The organism is Pseudomonas sp. 300 (assembly GCF_055803035.1).
Genome location: NZ_JAVLRV010000002.1, coordinates 258,389 through 275,994 on the forward strand (window position 1 = coordinate 258,389; position 17,606 = coordinate 275,994).

Here is a 17,606-nt window from a genome sequence, read left to right on the forward strand (position 1 = left end):
ATCGGAGCCACCTTCGGCAACGCGGTTTTCGATCAGACGGTCGGAGCCACCTTCGGCAACGCGGTTTTCGATCAGACGATCTGAACCACCCTCAGCCACACGACTTTCAATCAGACGATCCGAGCCGCCTTCAGCGACAACCGAGTGAGCAGAAGAAGCGGCGAAAGCGTTAACTGCAAAAACCGAGAAAGCGATGCTGAGGAAGAGTTGGCGTTTCATGATGGTGTGCTCCGGGGTGTAGTTGTTTGGTATGGAGGCGATGTTACGCCCCGGAGTTTTTAAGAGAACTTCATTGACGTGATGGTGAACATCGACGGCAATGATGAATCGCGGCGCTCGGCTGATCGCGCTTAAATTACCTTCACTGCCCGCCCGATGAACTGAATCGGCCCTGTAGGTTTGCCGATCGGCGAGCCGGTGCGGTTTTCAAGGGTCAGTTCGAACAATTGGTCGGGTTGCAGCGGCGGCAGTTTATCCACAGGCACCGACAGCGTTTGCCCCGGTTTGACCAAGCCCAGCGACACCGGTCCTTGCCAGCCTTCGGCCTTGGTCCAGAACTCCAGTGCCTTGTCTTCCGGAACCTGCGCGACCCCCAGCGGAATCAACTGGATTTCCCTGGGATTGCTGGCCGAAATCACCCAACCCGGCGATTTGTCTTGTGGCGCGACCAGCACCACCAGATAGGTCGGCTTGACCGTGGTTTGCGTCAGCAGCAACGCTCCGAGCAGCAAGGTGGCCGCCAGCCCCGCACCCGCGAGCCCGCGCCACAGCGCTAAGCGATTCCACCAGGATGTCGGTTCGACCGTTGGCCGTCGGGTCAGGGCGTTGACGCTGCGCTCGATGCGTTGCCACAGAGCCGGCGAGGGCGTCTCGGGTTGGGCAAAGTCAGTCAGGCCCAACAAGCGACGCTCCCAGGTGTCGACCGCCGTGCGTAGTTCGGCATCGTCGGGCAGGCGTTGCTGTACCGAGCGGCGTCGTTCGTCCGAGAGCGTACCCAACACATACTCGCTGGCCAGTTCGTCGAGTTGCTCCGGGGTCTCATCCGCAGGTCTGATCGTCATCCCATGCACTCCCGCAATGCCGTCAGGCTCCGTTTGATCCACGCTTTGACGGTGCCCAGCGGGGTGCCGAGTTTGCGTGAAATTTGTGCGTGAGAATAACCGTCGACGTAGGCGTGCAGGATGCAGCTGCGCCGTGCAGGCTCCAACTGCTCCAGGCACAGATGGATGCGTGAGGCGTGCACTTGGGCATCGAAAGTTTCAGCGTCGTTTTGCACGTCGATATCGCCCTGGATTTCGCGGCTGTTGTCACGGATGTAGTTGAGCGCCAGATGCCGGGTCACGCTGAAAATCCAGCCTCGTGCCGACCCCCGCGTCGGGTCGAAACCTGCAGCGCCGGCCCAGATCTTGAGGAACGCATCGTGGACGATGTCTTCGGCCAGCGCGGTGTCGCGCACCAGGCGCCTGGCAACGCCGAGCAGTCGCGGACTCTCCTGCACATACAAATCCCGCAGGGCCTGACGCTCGCCCCGGCCACAGGCGGCGAGGTGCGCTTCATAGTCGAAAATGGTTTCGGGCAAGGACACAGATCTCAGCCGTTATGTGGGGGCAGTCCGAATGCAATCTAGCAAACAATCCCCCTTCCTGTAGGAACCGCCCTCAGCAAGACGGCTCCTGCACAGGATCGCGTCAGGCGCTTGGGGTTAGCTGGCGGCCCAGAAAATGTAATCCGCCTGATACTTCACCACTTCCTGTTTACCCTTGTTGGCCGCCGTGCACTCGGCGCTCGGGGCGACGCCCCCTTTGAGGGCCACGCGCTGGATGTAACTGACGCCGCTCATCGCACCTTTACCCTCGGCCGGATTGGCCTTGACCAGTTGATAGGGCAGATTGCCCGGGCTCGACGGTGCGACGGCCAGTTGGGTGCCGGTGACTTTCGAGCCATCCTTCGCTTGCCAGGTCGCCGGGGGGCCGAAGTAAGTGCCGACTTGCTTGCCGGCGCGATCATTGAGTACCGCCTTGGGCCCGACAAACACCCATTCGGTCTGGCCGGCCATGTTGGCCTTGTCACGGCATTCGTAGGTGATCTCGCCGACGCCGGTGGTTTCCATGGCGACCTTGTGCCCGTCCGGAACCTTGATGTTATCGGGCAGACCGGTCTGGGCAAAGGCCGCAGGCACGGCGGCGAACAAAGCAGCAAGGCAAATCAGGTGTCTGGCGTTCATGGCATTCTCTCCGTTAATGAGTCATCCGCTGTGCAGCAACAAGGGCTGCTACAGGGACTACCCGGCGGAAAGCGATTTGGATGCAGTGGCCAAGAAAAATAATTGAATACCTGTGGCGCACGCCCGATTCAGCTCCGACGTCGAACAAACTTGCGCCACAACCAGACCCACAGCATGAACAGCGGGAACGCGAGGATCAGGAAGGGCAGCGCGTAACTGGTTTTTTCCAGCGCATCGGCGGCGCCGTCGGCGAGATTGTCGAGCAAGTTGCTGAACGCCTGGCTCAGGTGCGACGAGCGACTGCTGGCGCCGGTCGGCAGGAACGACAGCGTGACCCGATTGGTGTCCAGACGCCGCTGATGCCCGGCGGCAATCTGCGCCAGGGCTTGCAGATCGTTTTCGATCCCGGCCTGCTCTTTGCTCAGGGTGATCAGATCGGTGACGCTGATGTCTTTGCGGGTCGCCAGTTCATCCAGACGCTGCTGCTGAGCCTTGAGTCGTTCCTGGCGCCGGCGGGTGTCGTCCACGGCATCGGCGAGGTCTTCGGCGCTGGTGATCCGCTGACCCAGTTCGCCACCCTCGGCAGCCATCGCCACCAACGGCTCGACGCCGGCAGGGGCAATGCGCAAGGTGATGTCGGCACGGCCAGCGCCTTGCTCGATGCGCAGGACGTTGCAGGCGCCGAAGCGTGCGGTTTCGCACGCCTCACGTGTGGCCTGCAAACGCGGGGCAATCTGTGCCTGGGGCAGCAACAGCTGCAATTCGTGTTCATAGGCGAGCATGGCCCCGCCACGCCCTTGTTCACCGGCTAGACTGGCCGATGACGAGTGTTCGCTCGGCGAGCAGGCACTGAGCGCCAGGCAGGCCAGAATAAACCCGAAGGTCCGAAAAAGTGTGGCGCGCTGGCCATCCTGTTGGCGCATGGTCGTTCCTTGAAGTGGGCTGCGGGGGTATTAAAAGAGTGTCCCGGGATCGCGCATCTTACCTGCATCGATCCGCCAAATGGCAGGGAACGTGACGTGTGCCCGCTCGTCTACTGACTATCTGTTCGTCTCGCCAGGAGCGCGATATGTATCAGCTATACGGACACCAGAACTCCGGCGCTGCCGCCATCGAAGCGGCGTTGGAGCTGTGCGAGATTCCTTATCGTTTCATCGACGTCGAGTCATCCACCGAGGCGGCCGACGCCCTGGAGAAGCTCAACCCGCTGAAGCAGATTCCGACCCTGCAACTGCCCGACGGGAGCATTCTCACCGAAAGTGCGGCGATCTTGATTCATCTCGGACTGACGTTTCCCAAGTCGAAACTGCTGCCGAATGACGCCGCCGAGCGCGATCAGGCGATCCGGGGGCTGGTGTACATCGTCAGCAATTGTTATGCGGCGATCGGCATCATCGATTACCCCGAGCGCTGGTTGCTTGTGGCCGACAAACCCTCGCGGGACAACCTCATGGCCGGCGCTCGCGAACGGTTGCACTGGAGCTGGGAGGTGTTTGCCGATCAGTTCTCGGGCGAGTTGTACCTGGGCAACGAGACGCCCGGCGCGCTGGATGTGCTGGCGGCGGTGATCACGCGTTGGGCGGGCAGCCGAGAACATTTGCGTAGCGCCCGGCCAGGGTTTTTCGCCTGGCTTGAGCGAATCGACCGGCACCCGACGCTGGCGCCGGTTTTTGCGCGGCATTGGCCTTCCTGAACACCGCAATCCCCTGTAGGAGCAAGCTCGCTCCCACAAGGGATTTTCGGTGTCTGGCATTACTCGCCGCGAATGTACTGCTCCAGCTGGCGAATCAGTTCCGCCTGCTCGGCGATGGCTTCCTTGACCAGGTCGCCGATCGACAGCAAGCCGATCAGCTTGCCGTTCTCCACCACTGGCAAGTGGCGCAGGCGCCGGTCGGACATGATGCCCAGGCAAGTATCGACGGTTTGATGGGTGTCTACGGTGATCACCGGCGACACCATGATGTCGCGCACCGGCGTGCCCACGGAAGAGCGGCCATGCAGCACCAGTTTGCGCGCGTAATCACGTTCACTGATGATGCCCAGCACTTGGTCATTCTCTACCACCAACAAGGCACCGACGTTCTTCTCGGCCATCTTCATCAGTGCTTCGAGCACCATGTGATCGGGTTTGATCTGGTGCACTTCCTGATTTTTCTGATCTTTCAACTTGAGCAGTTGGGCGACGGTTTTCATGTTGGCTTCTCGGGTGTTGTCGTTGTTCTTGAAGAATCGTAGACGCAAGCGCTGAGGGCAAGGCAGAAAGCGGCAGATAACGCTCAAAAAACGTCATTCAGCGGTTTTTCTTCGATAAACCTCACATTTCGAGTACACCACCGACCTTGTAGGAGCTGGCAAGCCAGCTCCTGCAAGGGATCATTCCAATCCAGGCTTCACTGCTATCGGCGGGAATGACGCGTAGAATTGCGCTCTGAATCGGATGTGAGGTTGCAGTGGTGGATTTACAGCGGGGCTTCGTCCTGACGCGGCATTGGCGCGATACCCCGGCCGGTACGGAAGTCGAGTTCTGGCTGGCGACCGACACCGGTCCCCGGCGTATTCGCTTGCCGCATCAACCGTCGGTGGCGTTCATCCCGGCCGAGCAGCGCGAGCAGGCTGAAAAGGTGCTGCACGGTGAAAAGAACGTCGAGCTGAAACCCTTGGCCCTGCTGGATTTCGAACATCGCCCGGTGCTAGGCCTGTATTGCCAGCAGCACGGTCAACTGATGCGCCTGGAAACCGCGCTGCGCAAGGCCGGCGTCGAGATGTTCGAGGCTGACGTGCGCCCACCGGAACGCTACATGATGGAGCGCTTCATCACCGCGCCGGTGATCTTTGGTGGCACACCCGATGCCGAAGGCCAGCTGCACGACGCGCAGATGAAGCCCGATCCCGACTATCGACCGACGCTCAGGCTGGTGTCCCTGGACATCGAAACCACCGCTCAGGGCGATTTGTATTCCATCGCGCTGGAGGGCTGCGGCGAGCGCCAGGTGTACATGCTCGGCCCGCCCAACGGCGACGACAGCAACGTCGACTTCGAGCTTGAGTATTGCGAGTCGCGCACCCTGCTGCTGAAAAAACTCAACGAATGGTTTGCCCGGCACGACCCTGACGCGATCATCGGCTGGAACGTCGTGCAGTTCGATCTGCGCGTACTTCACGAACATGCCCGACGTCTGGCGGTGCCGCTGAAACTGGGGCGCGGCGGCGAAGAAATGCAGTGGCGCGAACACGGTAGCCGCAACCATTACTTCGCCTCGGCCGCCGGGCGATTGATCATCGATGGCATCGAATCTTTGCGTTCGGCGACCTGGAGTTTTCCTTCGTTCAGCCTCGAAAACGTCGCGCAAACCCTGCTCGGCGAAGGCAAGGCGATCAGTACGCCGTACCAGCGCATGGACGAAATCAACCGCATGTTCGCCGAGGACAAACCGGCCCTCGCCACCTACAACCTCAAGGACTGCGAGCTGGTCACACGGATTTTCGCCAAGACCCAATTGCTCACTTTCCTGCTGGAGCGGGCCAGCGTTACCGGATTACCGGCGGATCGCAGTGGTGGCTCGGTAGCGGCCTTCACGCACCTGTACATGCCGCTGATGCACCGCCAGGGTTTCGTTGCGCCCAACCTCGGCACCAAGCCTGCCCAGGCCAGCCCCGGCGGATTTGTCATGGACTCGCAGCCGGGCCTGTACGAATCGGTGCTGGTGCTCGACTACAAAAGCCTTTATCCGTCGATCATCCGCACCTTCCTCATCGACCCGGTGGGCCTGATCGAAGGGCTCAAGCATCCCGATGACAGCGAGTCCGTGCCCGGTTTCCGCGGGGCGCGTTTTTCCAGGACCCGGCATTGCCTGCCGGCCATCGTCGCCCGGGTCGCCGAAGGTCGCGAAACCGCCAAGCGCGAACACAATGCGCCACTGTCCCAGGCGCTGAAGATCATCATGAACGCCTTCTACGGCGTGCTCGGTTCCAGTGGCTGCCGCTTCTTCGATACGCGCCTGGCCTCGTCGATCACCTTGCGCGGCCACGAAATCATGCTGCGCACCCGGCAACTGATCGAAGCCCAGGGGCATACGGTGATCTACGGCGATACCGACTCGACGTTTGTCTGGCTGCGCCGCGCCCACGGTCAGCAGGAAGCGGCGCAGATCGGCCACGCGCTGGTGGATCACGTCAACCAGTGGTGGCGCGCGCATGTGCAAGAGGAATACGGGCTGCAAAGCGCATTGGAATTACAGTTCGAAACCCACTACAAACGTTTTCTGATGCCGACCATTCGCGGCGCCGAAGAGGGCAGCAAAAAGCGTTATGCCGGGTTGGTGACGCGCGCCGACGGCAGCGACGAGATGGTCTACAAGGGGTTGGAAACCGTGCGCACCGACTGGTCGCCGCTGGCCCGGCAATTCCAGCAGGAATTGTATTCGCGGATCTTCCATCGCCAGCCTTATCAGGATTATGTCCGCGAGTACGTGCGCAAGACCCTGGCAGGCGAGTTCGATGATCGCCTGATCTATCGCAAGCGCTTGCGCCGTACCCTGGATGACTATGAACGCAACGTGCCGCCGCATGTGCGTGCGGCGCGGATCGCCGATGACTACAACGATCAACAGGGTCGTCCGCGGCAATACCAGAACGGCGGCTGGATCAGCTACGTGATCAGCGTCGCCGGGCCGGAGCCGCTGGAGATCCGCAGCGCGCCGATCGATTACGACCATTACGTCACCCGGCAACTGCAACCGGTGGCGGATGCGATTCTGCCGTTCGTGGACGACGATTTCTCAACCCTGATTGGGGGGCAGTTGGGCCTGTTTTGAGTCGAGCAGCGTTAATGTCCACGCGTCCGAGATGCCGTGGAAGTGAAGCTCCAGCGCCTTATGGAACAGACTGTCCTTCGGTGAAACCTGCGCAAACAGGGTCATCGACGAATGAAATTTCAGGTCGTCCGGGTGGCCGAAAATTTCGGTGATGGAGCGATCCTGAATATCCAGCACCCATTGCGTGCAGGTGTGCAGCCGTGGGCCGAGTCGCGCATGTTTCAGGTAGGCCGAGGCCTCCTCACCCGAGTGAATGGCATAGCGTTGCGACATTGGGCTGCCGCCCAGGCCGATGAATTGCGGAAAGATAAACCACATCCAGTGGCTGCGTTTACGGCCCGCGCCGAGTTCGGTTTTCACGCGTTCGAACACGGGGTCCTGCGCCTGTAAAAAGCGTTGCAGATTAAAGGGGTCGAGCTGATCGGTGCTTCTCATGAGAAGCCCTCTGACAGAACCGCGATGGCTCAGACCATGGCCAGTCGCTGTTTGCGTTGTGGCGCGCGAAACGCTCGGTCCAGCGCCTCCAGATCCCCGGCTTCAAGCTTCAATTGCTCGGCTTGCGCATTGAGTTGCACATGCTCAGGTCGGACCGCCTTGGGGATGGCAATGACGCCATCCTGCCGCAGAATCCAGGCCAAGGCTACCTGGGCCGGGGTCACCGCGTGACGGGTGGCCACCTGTCTGAGTGACGGATGTTCCAGCAATTGTCCGCCCTGGCCGATCGGGCAGTACGCCATCAATGGCAGACGATGCTGTTGGCTCCACGGCAGTAAATCAAATTCTATGCCGCGCTCCTCCAGGTTGTAGAGCACTTGATTGGTGGAGCACGCCGGGGAAGCCAGTTCTTGCAGGTCACCCACGTCGAAATTGGACACGCCCCAACGACCGATCTTGCCTTCCGCGCGCAGGCGTTCGAAAGCCTCAACGGTTTCTTCAAGGGGATACTGGCCGCGCCAGTGCAGCAGGTACAAATTGATGTGATCGGTGTTCAGCCTCCGCAGACTGCGCTCGCAGGCCTCGGGGATGCCCTTGCGGCTGGCGTTGTGCGGATACACCTTGCTGACCAGAAAGACCTTGTCGCGCAGGCCGGCAATGGCTTCACCCACCACGTTCTCGGCTCCCCCTTCGCCATACATTTCCGCGGTGTCGATCAGGGTCATGCCCAACTCGATGCCCAGGCGCAGCGCGGCGACTTCTTCGCGGTATCGAGCGGGATCTTCACCCATGCGCCAGGTGCCTTGGCCGATGACGGGTACGTGGATGCCGGCCAGTTCGAGGGTCCGCATGCAAACCTCCTGTGTATTCGATGGATACTTAGGTTGGCAGCAGAATAGCCCATGGGTTCCGTTTATTGCCGAGACGTTCGAGGGGGCGGGCACCGCTAAAGCATCGTGAGGCGGCCTGCCCGCCGGGCTCTTCTGCTGCAGCCCACTCATTTCGGACACGTACGCATTTCCCCTCCAGGAGTCGGCTTGCTGGCGATGGCGGAGGGTCAGTCGACCTGTTTATTGACTGAACGGACGCCATCGCCGGCAAGCCAGCTCCTGCAGTTGATCGGCGTCAATCAGCAGAAAATTTCAACACGGTGCTCTGGGTATACGTCTTGCCCGGATCCAGCCGCGTAGAGGGGAAGTTCGGCTGATTCGGCGCATCCGGATAATGCTGGGTCTCCAGGGTAAACGCACTCCAGTGCGCATACGTCTTGCCAGCCTTGCCCTTGACCGATCCGTCGAGAAAGTTGCTGGTATAGAACTGCACACCAGGCTCAGTGGTGTAGAGCTGCAAACGGCGCCCGGACTGCGGATCGCTGACGTCGGCGGCAAGCTTGCCCTGGTCACCCTTGGCGTCCAGCACCCAATTGAAATCGAAGCCACCGTGTTTCGGTTCAGCGAATTTCAACTGTGGATGATCGGCCTTGATGTTTTTGCCGATGGCAGTGGGCTGGGTGAAGTCCATCGGCGTGCCGGCCACTGGCGCCATTTCGCCGGTAGGAATCAACGTGCCGTTGACCGGCGTGTAATGGCTCGCATGCAGCGTCGCGACCTGTTGCAACACGTCGCCATTGCCCGCGCCGGCGAGGTTGAAGTAGCTGTGGTTGGTCAGGTTCAACACCGTCGGTTTATCGGTGGACGCCTTGTACTCGATGCGCAGCTCGTTTTTGTCATTGAGGCTGTAAGTGACCTCGGTTTTCAGGTTGCCGGGGAAACCCATCTCGCCGTCCGCCGACAGGTACGTCAGGGTCACGCCAACCGAGTCCTTGCCTTTGGCCGGTTCGGCTTTCCACACCTTTTTGTCAAAACCCAGCGGGCCGCCGTGCAGTGAATTCGAGCCGTCATTGAGCGGCACCTGAAAGCGCTTGCCGTCGAGTTCGAACGCGCCCTTGGCCAGGCGATTGCCGAAGCGGCCGATGGTTGCGCCAAAGTAGGCCGTTCCGCTCTGATAACCCTGTACGTCGTCGAAGCCGAGCACCACGTCCTCGAACTTGCCGTTTTTATCCGCCACTTTGAGCGCCTGCAGCGTCGCGCCGTAGGTGATGACAGTGGCTTGCATGCCGTGGCTGTTGCGCAGCACATATTGCTCGACGGGCGTACCGTCATTGGTTTTGCCGAACGCTTTGTGTTCGCTGGACAGGCCGGCGGCCTGGGAGGTGAGGGTGGCGATCATCAGGGACACTGCGAGCCCGCAAAGTGGGTATCGGGATAGAAGCATGGTTGACCTTCCTGTTTTTGTTTTTTGTGAAGTAGTCATACTAGTTATCGATTGGTAAATCGATAAGGAAGGATTTATAGCCTATATTTGCAATACAGCCATAATAAAGTATGACTAATTAAGCGGGCGCTCATGTTTGTGGACGGCAGGCACTGCACTTTTTCGACATCCACGGCTCTATCCTTGGTCAGCCCGCGGCGATCCCCCCGCCGGCCCATGCCAAGTTCAAGCGCCCATGGCCCCAGTTTTACCCCTCACCACTGAGCACATTCGCCGCCATTGTCTGCTGCTCGCCGTGTTGTCGATGCTCGTCACGACCGGTTGCAGCCAGCAGCAGGGCCGGGACATCGTCAGCCAGTTTCGCGAAGGCCGGCCCCAGGAATTCCTCCAGACCAGCGTCGACCGTATGGCCACCCTGGCGATGCGCGACAACCTCGACAGCCTTTACCTGCTGATGGGCAAGCTCTACCTGCGCAACCCGCAGGAACTGAAAAAGTCTGGATTCCTCGACGCCCGCGCCGCCGGCAAACAAGTGCGCCAGGCCATCGAACAGCAACAACCGCTGCCGACGCTGGGGGGCAAGAAGGATCTTGCGGCGCTGAGTTACGCCATGAGTCCGGAGTTTCTCGGCGACCGCGTCGGCGCCTTTATCTACGCCATCGGCAGCATGCTGGTCACCGCTCACGGCAATCGGCTGGAGTTTTATATGACCGATGCGATCAACCCGGTCTTTGTCAGCAACGCCGCGCGCAACATCGAGAAAGCCACCTGGATCCTCAGCCAGCGGCAAAACAAAAACGGCGAACCCTTGCTGTTCTCTAACGAAATCTCGGAGGAGGGCAGCAACCTGAGTTTCGCCGTGGAGTTCGGCAAGATCGTTGCGCGCCTGGACCTGCTGACCCAGATGCTGGACGAACGCTACCGGAGGATTGGCCTCAACTACGCACAGAGCCTGTTATTCCTCAATTTCCTGCCCGTGCAGTGAGCCTCGACTTGTAGGCGTCAGCAAGCTGGCTCCTGCAAGGCATAACGATAGACCGCATCGATATAAGTGGTTATAAGAAAAATCGCTATGCTGCGGGCCAGATTTTTATGCGTTTTCAGTGGGCGTGTTAATGGATTTCGTTAACTTCGGTTTGGTTGTGGCAGGTTTGGTGGTGGGTTTCATTGTCGGCATGACCGGTGTGGGTGGCGGCTCGCTGATGACGCCGATCCTGCTTTGGTTTGGCATCAATCCCGCGACAGCGGTCGGAACGGACTTGCTGTACGCCGCGATTACCAAATCCAGCGGTGTGCTGGTGCATCGCAAGAACAAGAACATCGACTGGGCGATTACCGGTTGGCTGACCCTCGGCAGTGTGCCGGCCGTGGCGCTGACACTGTGGTTCCTGAGCAATTTGCAAACGTCCCCCGACGCGATGAACGCCATCATCAAACAGGCGCTGGGTTTTGTGCTGTTTGCCACGGCACTGGCGATTTTCTTCAAGAAACGCCTGCTCGACTTCGCCCACAAACGCGCCGGCGGCACCTACAACCCAAGCGGCAAACGCTTGAATGGGCTGACCGTGATCACCGGCCTGGTCCTCGGCACCATGGTCGCCCTGACCTCCATCGGTGCGGGCGCCCTGGGCACGGTGGCGCTGTTCATCCTGTACCCGCTGTTGCCTACCCGCCGCCTCGTCGGCACGGAAATCGCCCACGCCGTGCCGCTGACCCTGGTCGCCGGTCTTGGCCACGCGAGCATGGGCAATATGGACTGGCATGTGCTGGGCTACTTGCTGATCGGTTCGCTGCCGGGGATTTATCTGGGCAGTCACCTGACCGGTCGCATCTCGGATGAAGTGTTACGCCCGTGCCTGGCGACGATGCTGGTGCTGATCGGCTACAAACTGGCGTTCTGATTTCTGCCACGGGCCTGCGTCACTCCCGGGTGAATATCTCCAGCAGATGTCCATCCGGGTCATCGAAGTACACGCGTCTGCCTCCCCCATAATCGTTGATCTGTTTCGGACGCTGTTTGCCGGGATCAGCCCACCATGCTTGCTGCCTGGCTTGCAGGCACGCGAACGCGGCATCGAAATCGTCGTCGCCGACCAGGAACGCATAATGCTGGGAGGCTATCGGCGGGTCATTGTCGTAATAGTCCAGCGACACGCCGTTATCGAGTTTCACGATCAGCATTGGCCCGAAGGGTTCGGGGGCGGGCAAGCCGAGAATCTCCACGAGAAACGTCGCGGACATCTGTTTGTCCTGGCACCAGACGATGGTGTGATTCAGCTGAGCGCTCATGGCGTAATCCTCACGGCGGTTCAGTGTGTATCGAGTCATGAGATTAGCTCAGCCTGTTGCGCAATGACCGCCCTGACCTAAGCTTGGGTCAAGGCGAAACACAATTGCGGTGCGACCCCCGGAACGAACGCCGCGATGCGCAATCATTAGAGCGTGGATATCAAAAGGAGATGCGCATGCTCATCAGGTCATTGACCCTGACAACCCTGCTGGCTTTCGCCGGCCCCTTGCTCGCCGCCGATGGCGATTCACCGCTGGACATGGACAAGGGCAGGTCCCGGCCGCTGATTGTCATCGCGCCAAGCACGGTCGACCCGGCGTGGGTCAGCCTGAAAAAGTCGCTGGATGAGCCAGCCAATCGCAAAGAATTCACCGACCGAAACATGGTCCTGTACACCGTGCTCAACCTGATGGGCCAGCGTGAAGGCAAAGACCTCGGGCCACAAGACACCGCAGCTTTGATCCGTTCGCTCAAATTGGGGGCTGGGGCCAAGACCAAGGTGATACTGGTCGGCAAGGACGGCGAAAAGAAACTCGAGCAATCGGACGCGGTTGATCTGAAGGCGATTTTCAGTGCTGTCGACCAATTGCCGCCGACCGAGAAAGAAGCCACGGTGCCAACCGTGCCGCCTGTCACTGAAGCCGCACCGGCTAACGGCACGAAGGCAACGAAACCCGCCAAGCCCGCCAAGCCTGCCAAACCACCGGAAATGCCTGACGATTGAACACATCACTGACCACGTGATAACGAAAATGGGCGACCTCAACGGGTCGCCCATTTTGTTGTCAGCGCCAGCCTCTGTAGGCGCAAGCTTGCACCTACAGGTCCGCGTGCGAATCAACGACGAATGAAGTGCCCGTTACGCGCCCCGGTGCTCTGGCCCTGGCTGTAAGCCAACACACCGTTGACCCACACCGCTTCGATGCCCTGCGGTTGCAGCGTTGGTTGATCGAACGTCGCGCAGTCGCGAATATCCCCGGCGTCAAACATTACCAGGTCGGCACAGGCACCCACTCTGAGGCGACCACGATCACGCAGGCCAAACCGTTCGGCCGGCAATCCGGTCATTTTGCGCACGGCTTCTTGCAGCGGGAACAATCCCTGGTCGCGGCTGTAATGACCCAATACCCGAGGAAACGTGCCCCACAGTCTGGGATGCGGGCGCGGGTCGTTGGGCAAACCGTCGGAGCCGATCATGGTGTGCGGATACGCGAGGATGCGCGACACATCGGCCTCGTTCATTTCATGGTAAATCGCGCCACCGGGCTCCAGCCGTTGTGCGGCCTCGACCTGTGAAAGCCCCCACAACCCGGCGATGTCCTTGAGCGTTTTGCCGGCCATCTCGGGGTGCGGTGTCGACCAGGTGATCTGGATCTTGAAGCCCTCGTCGACGATGCGCGGGTCGATGGTGGTCGAGCTGGCGGCGTAGGGGTAGCAATCGCAGCCCACCGGATGCTGCTGTCGGGCGTGTTCAATCTTGCCGATAATCACCTCACTGCGACCCCAGTTTGCGCGCCCGGCGCATTTGAGGTGCGAGATGATCACCGGCACGTGTGCATCGCGACCAATGTCGATGGCTTCGTCGATGGCTTCAATGATTTCGTCATCTTCGGAGCGAATATGACTCACGTAGATCGCGCCGGCGTCCTGCAAGGTGGCGGCGAGGAAATCGACTTCCGCCGTGGGGGCTTGCAGCGCGTTGCGGTAGGCCAGGCCAGTGCTCAACCCTAATGCGCCTTGCGCCAGCGCAGCCTTGAGATCTTCACGCATGGCCGCCAGTTCATGGGGCGTCGCCGCACGGTCGAACCGTTCCATTTGATTGGCGCGCAACGCGGTATGCCCCACCAGTGCTGCGACGTTTACCGCCGGGCGAGCGGCTTCGATCGCCGACGCATAGTCGGTGAAGCTTGGGTACTTGAAGTCTGCGGCTTCGCCGAGGAGGTTCATCGGGTCCGGCGGCTCGCCGCGAAGGCGCACCCCGGCGGCGCTGATGCCGCAGTTGCCGACGATCACCGTGGTCACCCCCTGACAGATTTTCGGGAGCATCGCCGGCTGCTTGAGCAGCGCCAGATCATCATGGGTGTGCACATCGATGAAACCTGGACTGAGGACTTTGCCCCGTGCGTCGATCACGTGGTGGGCATCGAGGTCATGGAGATGACCGATCGCGTGAATCCTGCCGCCCAGAAACGCGACGTCACCGACGAAGGGTGCTTCGCCGGTTCCATCGATAAGCGTGGCATTGCGGATCAGGGTGTCGATGACGGTCATGCTCGTTGCTCCGGCAAGCCAGGGTTCATTCGCCATAGATGTTGTAGTCGAAGTATTTCTTCTCGACCTGCTGGTAAACCCCGTCGGCGCGCAGGGCTTTGATCGCACTATTGAAACGCTGGGCCAGCTCGGTGTTGCCCTTGCTCACCGCAATGCCGGTGCCTTCGCCAAAGTATTCCTTGTTGCGCAGCTCAGGTCCGACGAAGGCAAAACCCTCGCCTTGCGGGGTCTTCAGGAAACCCTCTTGCAGCGGTGCGGCATTGGCGATGGTGCCGTCGAGCCGGGCGGATTGCATGTCCAGGTAGATTTCCGACTGGGAGCCGTAGCGAACAATCTCGGTGCCCAACGGTTGCAGCTTGTCGGTGGCGTAGCGATCCTGAGAGGTGCCGCGCTGCACGCCGATGCGCTTGCCCTTGAGTTGGCTGAAATCGTCATCGACCTGCGAGCCGGCCTTCATCACCAGCCGCGCCGGGCTCGAATAGTATTTGTCGGTGAAGGTGACCGAGCGCTTGCGCTCATCGGTGATCAGCATCGAAGAAATCACCGCGTCGATCTTGCGTACTTTCAGCGACGGGATCAGGCCGTCGAATTCCTGCTCGACCCAGACACACTTGGTTTGCATCTGCGCGCACAAGGCGTTGCCGATGTCGTAGTCGAACCCACCGATGTTGCCGTCAGCTGTCTTGAAGGCGAACGGTGGATAGGCGGCTTCGATGCCAATGCGCAACGGTGCGTTCTCCGCCAGAGCACTCGTGACACACAATGCCAATGCAACGCCCAGGCACATTGTTTTTTTCATTGTTGATCTCCTGCTTCACAAGGGATGTCAGTGGCGGTGTGGATATATTTGTCCATAATGGACATATTAGTATGTTGTCGTCAATGGCGACACATAAACGAAAATGGGCGACCTCGACAGGTCGCCCATTTTGTTGTCACCGCCAGCTCCTGCAGGGAGTTCGGTTACCGGGTCAGTGCGTTCAATACCGCATGGGCGATTTTGACCCGCTCCGGGTTCGGGTAGTTTTTGTTGGCCAGGATCACGATGCCGATGTCTTTCGAGGGCACGTACGCCACGTACGCACCGAAGCCACCCGTTGAACCTGTTTTGTTGATCAGCACGTTTTCCGGTTGCGGTTGCGGCGGGTTCATCCACTGGACCTTGTGCGCCTGCATCGCCATCGACGACGAGTTGCCTGCGAGCAATTTATCGAGGGTGATCGGGTAGTGGTAAAACTCCCAACCCAGCCCCTGGGTCATGTCGCCGACCGTGTAGTAACCGGCATGCGTCGTGGCGATGGCTTGCTGCATCGGCGCTTCAAGGCCTGATGGTTTGATGTTCGCCTCGACGTAACGCATCAGGTCCGAGGCGCTGGTTTTTACGCCGTACGCTTCTGAGTCCAGCGCTCCCGGCCCGACCCGCACCGGTTTGTCCTCCTTGTTGTAGCCCTGAGCGTAAAGCGCCATCTGATCCTGCGGCACCTTTAGGAAGGTGTGTTGCAACCCGAGCTTGGGCAGCAGCGTTTTTTCCATCAGTTCGTCAAACGGCTGGCCCATGCTCTTGGCCGCGAGATACCCGAACAACCCCAGGCTCGGGTTCGAATACAGCCGATGGCTGCCGGCGGTGTAAGCCGGTTTCCACTGATTGAAATAACCAAACATCTTGTCCGGCGCATCGGCATCGCTCGGGAATTGCAACGGCAGGCCGCCGGCAGTGTACGTGCCCAGTTGCAGCACGCTGACGTGATCGAACGCGCTGCCGCGCAATGCTGGCAGGACGTGGCTGGCCTTGTCCGAGAGGGACAGTTTGCCTTTGGCCTGAGCGTAGGCGGCGAGGGTAGCGGTGAAGGTTTTGCTCACCGAGCCGATCTCGAACAGGGTGTGTTCGGTGACAGGCGTGCCGGTTTCCTTCGAGGCCACGCCGTAGTTAAAGTAATGCTGTTTACCATTCAGTGTGATCGCGACGGCCATGCCGGGAATGTTTTGTTGCTGCATGATCGGGGCCACTGCAGCATTCACCGCTGCTTCGATCTGCGCGTCAGCCTGATTCCCTGCGACGCTGTAACCTGCACCCAGGAGCAGTCCGAAAGCGCTGTAGGATAAGACCTTGCCGAGTTTTAAGTTATGCATGATTAAGCCGCTGTCCATGAGATTTGATGATTAAACCCGCTACACTCCGAGCGGTTTATACATCGGACCGCCGCTGAGCGTGCCAAATCTATTCAGTCTGCCGATCTTCGACAAACGACAATATTTCGGCTGAGCCATTAGAAAAACTAGGGAGTTGGCATGATCCGCCCGCAATTACCGCTTAACGCACTGCGCGCCTTCGAGGCCTCGGCGCGTCATCTGAGTTTTACACGGGCGGCGGTGGAGTTGTGCGTTACGCAGGCCGCGGTCAGTCATCAGGTCAAAGGCCTGGAGGCCCAGCTCAACGTCACCCTGTTCAAACGCCTGCCACGCGGGTTGATGCTGACCAGTGAAGGCGAGACCTTGTTGCCGGTGCTGCGCGAGTCCTTCGATCGAATCGCCGAAACCCTGGAGCGTTTCGAAGGCGGGCATTTACGCGAAGTGTTGACGGTGGGCGCGGTGGGGACGTTTGCGGTGGGTTGGCTGTTGCCGCGAATGGCGGACTTTCAGGCGAAACATCCGTTCATAGATTTGCGCCTGTCGACCCACAACAATCGAGTGGACGTGGCGGCTGAAGGGCTGGATTACGCGATTCGGTTTGGCGCCGGAGCGTGGCACGGGATTGAAGCGGTGCGCTTGATCGAGGCGCCATTGTCGGTGTTGTGCGTGCCCGACATTGCTCGGCAACTGCGCACGCCAGACGATCTGTTGCAGCAAACGCTGCTGCGTTCCTATCGCACGGATGAGTGGCCCGAATGGTTTCAGGCCACCGGCCTGCCGGCCCATGCTGCACCGCCCCGAAGCATCGTCTTCGATTCCTCGCTGGCGATGATGGAGGCCGCACTGCAAGGTGCGGGCGTGGCCCTGGCGCCGCCGTTGATGTTTGCCCGGCAACTGGAGGCGGGGGTCATCGAGCAGCCGTTCGCCATCGGTATCACCACCGGCAGCTACTGGCTGACCCGCTTGCAGTCGCGGCCCGAAACGTCGGCGATGGCGGCGTTCAAGGAGTGGTTGTTGCACGCTTCGGGCTGATACGAAACCCTGTGGGAGCGGGCTTGCCCGCGATGAGGGACTGACATTCAACGCTGAAGTTGACTGATAGGCCGCCATCGCGGTGTAGAAACGGACACATCCTTTACGATTGAAACCGGGGACATCCTTTACGTTT

The 17,606-nt window shown here is 60.1% G+C and carries 18 protein-coding genes and 1 pseudogene; 6 read left to right on the forward strand and 13 right to left on the reverse strand.

Features of this window, described 5'->3' with window-relative positions; genetic code table 11:
* From Q7W83_RS07275 to Q7W83_RS07295, 5 genes and pseudogenes are all read right to left on the reverse strand, one after another.
* A pseudogene (locus Q7W83_RS07275) lies at nt 1-219 on the reverse strand (phage infection protein); the annotation flags it as partial.
* Between the two features lie 131 nt (nt 220-350).
* Nucleotides 351-1,061 (reverse strand): anti-sigma factor, encoded by a 711-nt coding sequence (locus tag Q7W83_RS07280; RefSeq protein ID WP_150632505.1) that lies wholly within the window; start codon nt 1,059-1,061, stop codon nt 351-353.
* Nucleotides 1,058-1,585: a sigma-70 family RNA polymerase sigma factor gene (locus Q7W83_RS07285; protein WP_473655839.1), complete on the reverse strand. Its 528-nt coding sequence runs from the start codon at nt 1,583-1,585 to the stop codon at nt 1,058-1,060. Before Q7W83_RS07285 ends, Q7W83_RS07280 begins: the two co-directional genes overlap by 4 nt.
* A gap of 117 nt (nt 1,586-1,702) precedes the next feature.
* Entirely contained in the window at nt 1,703-2,224 is a 522-nt protein-coding gene (locus Q7W83_RS07290; RefSeq protein ID WP_150632507.1) for a DUF3455 domain-containing protein, read from the reverse strand.
* A gap of 128 nt (nt 2,225-2,352) precedes the next feature.
* Entirely contained in the window at nt 2,353-3,147 is a 795-nt protein-coding gene (locus tag Q7W83_RS07295) for a DUF4349 domain-containing protein (protein WP_473655840.1), read from the reverse strand.
* A 146-nt stretch (nt 3,148-3,293) separates the two neighbouring features.
* Here Q7W83_RS07295 and Q7W83_RS07300 point away from each other — a divergent pair, with 146 nt between their 5' ends.
* Nucleotides 3,294-3,917 (forward strand): glutathione S-transferase, encoded by a 624-nt coding sequence (locus Q7W83_RS07300; RefSeq protein ID WP_150632509.1) that lies wholly within the window; start codon nt 3,294-3,296, stop codon nt 3,915-3,917.
* Between the two features lie 59 nt (nt 3,918-3,976).
* Here Q7W83_RS07300 and Q7W83_RS07305 read toward each other — a convergent pair whose 3' ends face one another.
* Complete coding sequence (locus Q7W83_RS07305; protein ID WP_084323695.1) at nt 3,977-4,417, reverse strand: CBS domain-containing protein; 441 nt, start codon at nt 4,415-4,417, stop codon at nt 3,977-3,979.
* A gap of 260 nt (nt 4,418-4,677) precedes the next feature.
* Between Q7W83_RS07305 and Q7W83_RS07310 the strand changes: the two genes are divergently transcribed.
* Nucleotides 4,678-7,038 (forward strand): DNA polymerase II, encoded by a 2,361-nt coding sequence (locus tag Q7W83_RS07310; protein ID WP_191630098.1) that lies wholly within the window; start codon nt 4,678-4,680, stop codon nt 7,036-7,038.
* Here the strand turns inward: Q7W83_RS07310 and Q7W83_RS07315 are convergent.
* The 3 genes from Q7W83_RS07315 to Q7W83_RS07325 all read right to left on the reverse strand — a co-directional run bounded on the left by Q7W83_RS07315 (nt 7,003) and on the right by Q7W83_RS07325 (nt 9,747).
* Nucleotides 7,003-7,473: a DUF1810 domain-containing protein gene (locus Q7W83_RS07315; protein WP_473655841.1), complete on the reverse strand. Its 471-nt coding sequence runs from the start codon at nt 7,471-7,473 to the stop codon at nt 7,003-7,005. The genes Q7W83_RS07310 and Q7W83_RS07315 overlap by 36 nt on opposite strands.
* A 29-nt stretch (nt 7,474-7,502) precedes the next feature.
* The gene (locus tag Q7W83_RS07320; protein ID WP_473655842.1) at nt 7,503-8,324 is read right to left on the reverse strand and encodes an aldo/keto reductase; all 822 of its coding nucleotides are present in this window, start codon (nt 8,322-8,324) and stop codon (nt 7,503-7,505) included.
* 274 nt (nt 8,325-8,598) lie between these two features.
* The gene (locus tag Q7W83_RS07325; RefSeq protein ID WP_150632513.1) at nt 8,599-9,747 is read right to left on the reverse strand and encodes an aldose epimerase family protein; all 1,149 of its coding nucleotides are present in this window, start codon (nt 9,745-9,747) and stop codon (nt 8,599-8,601) included.
* 235 nt (nt 9,748-9,982) lie between these two features.
* On the opposite strand from Q7W83_RS07325, the gene Q7W83_RS07330 reads away from it, so the two are divergent.
* Entirely contained in the window at nt 9,983-10,732 is a 750-nt protein-coding gene (locus tag Q7W83_RS07330; RefSeq protein ID WP_150632514.1) for a hypothetical protein, read from the forward strand.
* A gap of 130 nt (nt 10,733-10,862) precedes the next feature.
* Entirely contained in the window at nt 10,863-11,648 is a 786-nt protein-coding gene (locus tag Q7W83_RS07335) for a sulfite exporter TauE/SafE family protein (RefSeq protein WP_150632515.1), read from the forward strand.
* 19 nt (nt 11,649-11,667) lie between these two features.
* Here the strand turns inward: Q7W83_RS07335 and Q7W83_RS07340 are convergent, their stop codons facing one another.
* Entirely contained in the window at nt 11,668-12,036 is a 369-nt protein-coding gene (locus Q7W83_RS07340) for a VOC family protein (RefSeq protein ID WP_473655843.1), read from the reverse strand.
* A gap of 176 nt (nt 12,037-12,212) precedes the next feature.
* Here Q7W83_RS07340 and Q7W83_RS07345 point away from each other — a divergent pair, with 176 nt between their 5' ends.
* Entirely contained in the window at nt 12,213-12,761 is a 549-nt protein-coding gene (locus Q7W83_RS07345; protein ID WP_473655844.1) for a DUF4174 domain-containing protein, read from the forward strand.
* A gap of 113 nt (nt 12,762-12,874) precedes the next feature.
* Here the strand turns inward: Q7W83_RS07345 and Q7W83_RS07350 are convergent, their stop codons facing one another.
* The 3 genes from Q7W83_RS07350 to ampC form a co-directional block, all read right to left on the reverse strand.
* A complete protein-coding gene (locus Q7W83_RS07350; RefSeq protein ID WP_473655845.1) occupies nt 12,875-14,308 on the reverse strand; it encodes an N-acyl-D-amino-acid deacylase family protein in 1,434 nt (477 codons plus the stop codon).
* A 25-nt stretch (nt 14,309-14,333) separates the two neighbouring features.
* Complete coding sequence (locus tag Q7W83_RS07355; RefSeq protein ID WP_150637923.1) at nt 14,334-15,107, reverse strand: ABC transporter substrate-binding protein; 774 nt, start codon at nt 15,105-15,107, stop codon at nt 14,334-14,336.
* 164 nt (nt 15,108-15,271) lie between these two features.
* Nucleotides 15,272-16,438 (reverse strand): class C beta-lactamase, encoded by a 1,167-nt coding sequence (gene ampC / locus Q7W83_RS07360; RefSeq protein WP_150632520.1) that lies wholly within the window; start codon nt 16,436-16,438, stop codon nt 15,272-15,274.
* Between the two features lie 159 nt (nt 16,439-16,597).
* On the opposite strand from ampC, the gene Q7W83_RS07365 reads away from it, so the two are divergent.
* On the forward strand, nt 16,598-17,470 hold the full coding sequence (locus tag Q7W83_RS07365) for a LysR family transcriptional regulator (RefSeq protein WP_473655846.1): 873 nt from the start codon (nt 16,598-16,600) through the stop codon (nt 17,468-17,470).
* Nucleotides 17,471-17,606 lie beyond the last annotated feature (136 nt).

Bases quoted from the DNA above. Each gene is read 5' to 3' on its own strand.
- Q7W83_RS07305 (WP_084323695.1), bottom strand. From the start codon at position 4,417: ATGAAAACCGTCGCCCAACTGCTCAAGTTGAAAGATCAGAAAAATCAG.
- Q7W83_RS07340 (WP_473655843.1), bottom strand. From the start codon at position 12,036: ATGAGCGCTCAGCTGAATCACACCATCGTCTGGTGCCAGGACAAACAG.
- Q7W83_RS07315 (WP_473655841.1), bottom strand. From the start codon at position 7,473: ATGAGAAGCACCGATCAGCTCGACCCCTTTAATCTGCAACGCTTTTTA.
- Q7W83_RS07335 (WP_150632515.1), top strand. From the start codon at position 10,863: ATGGATTTCGTTAACTTCGGTTTGGTTGTGGCAGGTTTGGTGGTGGGT.
- Q7W83_RS07345 (WP_473655844.1), top strand. From the start codon at position 12,213: ATGCTCATCAGGTCATTGACCCTGACAACCCTGCTGGCTTTCGCCGGC.
- Q7W83_RS07300 (WP_150632509.1), top strand. From the start codon at position 3,294: ATGTATCAGCTATACGGACACCAGAACTCCGGCGCTGCCGCCATCGAA.
- Q7W83_RS07320 (WP_473655842.1), bottom strand. From the start codon at position 8,324: ATGCGGACCCTCGAACTGGCCGGCATCCACGTACCCGTCATCGGCCAA.
- Q7W83_RS07365 (WP_473655846.1), top strand. From the start codon at position 16,598: ATGATCCGCCCGCAATTACCGCTTAACGCACTGCGCGCCTTCGAGGCC.
- Q7W83_RS07330 (WP_150632514.1), top strand. From the start codon at position 9,983: ATGGCCCCAGTTTTACCCCTCACCACTGAGCACATTCGCCGCCATTGT.
- Q7W83_RS07290 (WP_150632507.1), bottom strand. From the start codon at position 2,224: ATGAACGCCAGACACCTGATTTGCCTTGCTGCTTTGTTCGCCGCCGTG.
- Q7W83_RS07350 (WP_473655845.1), bottom strand. From the start codon at position 14,308: ATGACCGTCATCGACACCCTGATCCGCAATGCCACGCTTATCGATGGA.
- Q7W83_RS07325 (WP_150632513.1), bottom strand. From the start codon at position 9,747: ATGCTTCTATCCCGATACCCACTTTGCGGGCTCGCAGTGTCCCTGATG.
- Q7W83_RS07280 (WP_150632505.1), bottom strand. From the start codon at position 1,061: ATGACGATCAGACCTGCGGATGAGACCCCGGAGCAACTCGACGAACTG.
- Q7W83_RS07295 (WP_473655840.1), bottom strand. From the start codon at position 3,147: ATGCGCCAACAGGATGGCCAGCGCGCCACACTTTTTCGGACCTTCGGG.
- Q7W83_RS07355 (WP_150637923.1), bottom strand. From the start codon at position 15,107: ATGAAAAAAACAATGTGCCTGGGCGTTGCATTGGCATTGTGTGTCACG.
- ampC (WP_150632520.1), bottom strand. From the start codon at position 16,438: ATGCATAACTTAAAACTCGGCAAGGTCTTATCCTACAGCGCTTTCGGA.